Genomic DNA, 3468 nt, shown 5'->3' with positions numbered 1-3468 from the left:
TGATCTCCCTGAAAAATGTGCGGAGATTGGCCCAAAAAACAGGGTCAACGCTAACCAATCGTTACCGGCATGAGCAAATCCCTTTCGAAGGAATGGACAACGCTGATGAAGCCCCGGCCCTGCGACGTAAATTGGAGGGACTGCCAGGTATGGTCCATGCCAATGTCAATTATGCCGCTGGAATTGCTTTTGTAGCCTATGACACAAAGGTCTTATTGCCAGGCGCTATCGCAAAAACCATGCGGGCCATGAAAATAAAGCCCTTGGAATGGCCGCTGGCTGATGAAGATCCTGAAATTGATCGCGATCATGGTAGCGCTCCCGCTTTTTTGCCGCACTGGGCACAGGAACAGTGGACGCTGATCCTTGTTGGCATCGCCGGGCTTTTTCTCCTGTTCGGATGGGCAGGAACAGTATTTTTCAATTTCCCAGCGCAAACTGCCCTGATATTTTTCCTGTTATCCTATCTGAGTGGTGGTTATGATATTGCCACTCATGCCATTCCGGGTCTTATCAGGGGAAGGTTCGATACGGACGTGCTTATGCTTGCCGCCGCTATCGGAGCAGCGATTCTCGGCGAGTGGGCTGAGGGCGCTTTCCTTCTTTTCCTTTTCAGTCTGGGGCATGCCGGAGAGCATTATGCCCTTGATCGTGCCCGAAACGCAGTCAATTCTTTGGGAAAGCTGATGCCCAGGACTGCACAATTGAAAAAAGATGGACAGGTTGTCGAGCGTCTGGTTGGGCGACTGAAAGTAGGCGATGTGGTTCTCGTCCGCCCGGGTGATCGGATCCCGGTAGATGGGAAGATTCTCACCGGAGAAAGCGCTGTGGATCAGAGTCCGGTTACGGGGGAGAGCGTTCCGGTTTTCAAATCTGCAGGAGAGGATGTTTTTGCAGGCACGATCAATCAGGATGCTGCCCTGGAAGTGGAAGTCTCCCGTCTGGCTAAAGATAATACGCTTGCACGGGTGATGCAAATGGTGGTGGAAGCACAAAGCCAGCAAAGCCCGACCCAACAATTTACGGAGCAATTCACCGCCTGGTTTGTGCCCGCTGTATTGATTTTCGTTTTGCTGATTGTTGTCGTCCCACCGTTAACGGGCTGGATGACTTTGTCAGAGAGTTTTTATCGTGGGATGCTGTTACTGGTTGCAGCCTCACCCTGTGCGCTGGCGCTGGGAACGCCGGCTTCGATTTTGGCAGGTATTGCGCAGGCTGCAAGAAACGGAGTCCTGATCAAAGGCGGTGTCCATCTGGAAAATTTGGGTGCTTTGAAAGTGATCGCTTTTGACAAAACCGGCACGCTGACAGAAGGCAAATTCAGGCTGATAGATCTATTGCCATACGGCAATATTGAGGATGATGAATTATTGCGTGTAGCTGGAGCGGTTGAGCAAGGGTCCAATCATCCCCTTGCCCTGGCAATCGTTGAAGCTGCGCGAGAAAGAGATTTCTTATTGCCAACAGCCGATGGGTTTGTAAATCATGCTGGTCGTGGTGTGCAAGGCGATGTGGAGGGTCGTACGGTTCAAATTGGTTCTTTGCGTCTATTTAAGGAGATGAAAGATGTGAAATTGCCGAAGGAGATCCTCAACAGAGTGGCAGCTCTCGAAAGCGAGGGAAAAACCACGATGATCGTTCGCCGTGAGGGAACCTTCCTCGGCATCCTAACCCTGGCCGATACGCCGCGAACAGGTGTTAAGGAGGTTTTGGAATCCTTGCGAGATTTGGGCGTTAAGAAACTGGTCATGCTGACCGGAGATAATGATGATGTTGCAAAACGCATCGGTGGACTGGTTGGTGTCACAGATATTCGTGCTGAGCTATTGCCAGAGGATAAGCTGAATGCCATTCGTGATTTGCAAGAGCGATATGGTCAAATTGCCATGATCGGCGATGGCGTGAACGATGCCCCTGCCCTGGCGACCGCCACGGTTGGCATTGCGATGGGCGGGGCAGGAACAGCCGTGGCCCTGGAAACTGCAGATGTCGCATTAATGGCCGATGATCTGGCTAAATTGCCCTTCGCAGTCGGGCTTAGTCGTGCCAGTCGGACGATCATCCGTCAAAATTTAACGATCGCATTGGGAGTTATTGGACTCTTGATCCTGACCTCCGTAACAGGTTGGCTGGACTTAAGCTGGGCCGTTGTACTGCATGAGGGCAGTAGCATTCTGGTTGTGCTAAATGCATTAAGGATATTGGGCTATCAAAAATAAAATGTAGGTAATACAGAATTTCAATAATCCTTGTCCCAATGCTCTGCGTTCGGGTTCTGGAGACTACAAGAGACGCAGAGCATTACTGGTAGGAAAAGGGTGAAATACGCAAGACCTGATACAGTATATTGGCGAAAGTGTTCTTGCTGCCATTTGGAAAAAAATTAAAGAACAAATATAAACTAAGGAGCAATGATGGATGTTCAAATAGACCGCGATTATATTATTCAAAAAACAAAAGATATGGTTCAAATAAACTCGGTAAATCCCTCCTTATCTCCGGGCGGTAAGGGCGAGGCAGAAATTGGGACCTATGTGGCCGATGTTCTGAGTGACCTTGGATTGGATGTTAAGCTGTATAAACTCAAGCCTGATCGAGTGAATGTGGTCGGGATTTTGAAAGGTGTGGGGGAAGGACGTTCCCTCCTGCTCAATGCCCATCTGGATACTGTTGGCGTCGATGGGATGATCATCGATCCCTTTGGAGCAGAAATCAGGAATGGGCGTCTTTATGGACGAGGATCCCAGGATATGAAGGGCAGCCTCGCAGCGATGATGGGAGCAGCGAAAGCATTTGTAGACACGGGGATTGAATTAGCAGGAGATCTGATCATAACAGGTGTCGCGGATGAGGAATATGCCAGCATTGGCTCTGAAGACCTCGTCAGGCATGTATCTGCGGATGGGGCAATCGTCACAGAACCAACTGACCTTTCATTGTGCCGTGCTCATCGAGGTTTTATCTGGCATGAGGTTGAAACCTTTGGCAGGGCCGCCCACGGTAGTCGTTTCAAAGAAGGAGTCGATGCCAATATGCGCATGGGACGATTTTTAGCTCAGCTGGATAATCTGGAGCAGGAATTGCGAAATAGGCCAGCCCATCCCCTGGTAGGGCCGCCTTCGCTGCATGCCGCCCGTATTCGTGGAGGCCTGGAGATCAGCACTTACGCTGCTCATTGCCTGCTGGAAATCGAAAGGCGCACCAACCCCGGCGAAACAGAATCCCAGGCAACTGCCGAAATCCAATCCATTATTGATCGTTTGGAATCTGATGACCCGACCTTCAAAGCCTCGCTAAAAGCAACCTTTTGGCGGGAACCCTTTGAAGTTGGAGAGGAGGCGCTACTTGTAAAAATTCTGGAAGATTCCATGACCAATCAACTTGGAAGCAAGCCTGCCCACTCAGGTCAAACCTTCTGGACAGATGCGGCCCTTTTTGCGGCTGCGGGGATGGAAACTGCGCTGGTCG

The 3468-nt window shown here is 50.6% G+C and carries 2 protein-coding genes; both read left to right on the top strand.

Annotated elements, in window-relative coordinates; translation table 11 throughout:
* The coding region (locus tag AC3DOM_RS16845; RefSeq protein ID WP_487920198.1) for a heavy metal translocating P-type ATPase at positions 1 to 2219 on the top strand (2219 nt) is incomplete at its 5' end.
* Between the two features lie 195 nt (positions 2220 to 2414).
* The coding region (locus AC3DOM_RS16840) for an ArgE/DapE family deacylase (RefSeq protein ID WP_487920197.1) at positions 2415 to 3468 on the top strand (1054 nt) is incomplete at its 3' end.

This window comes from Candidatus Desulfolinea nitratireducens, assembly GCF_982879505.1.
This window is presented reverse-complemented; position numbering and strand designations above follow the sequence as displayed.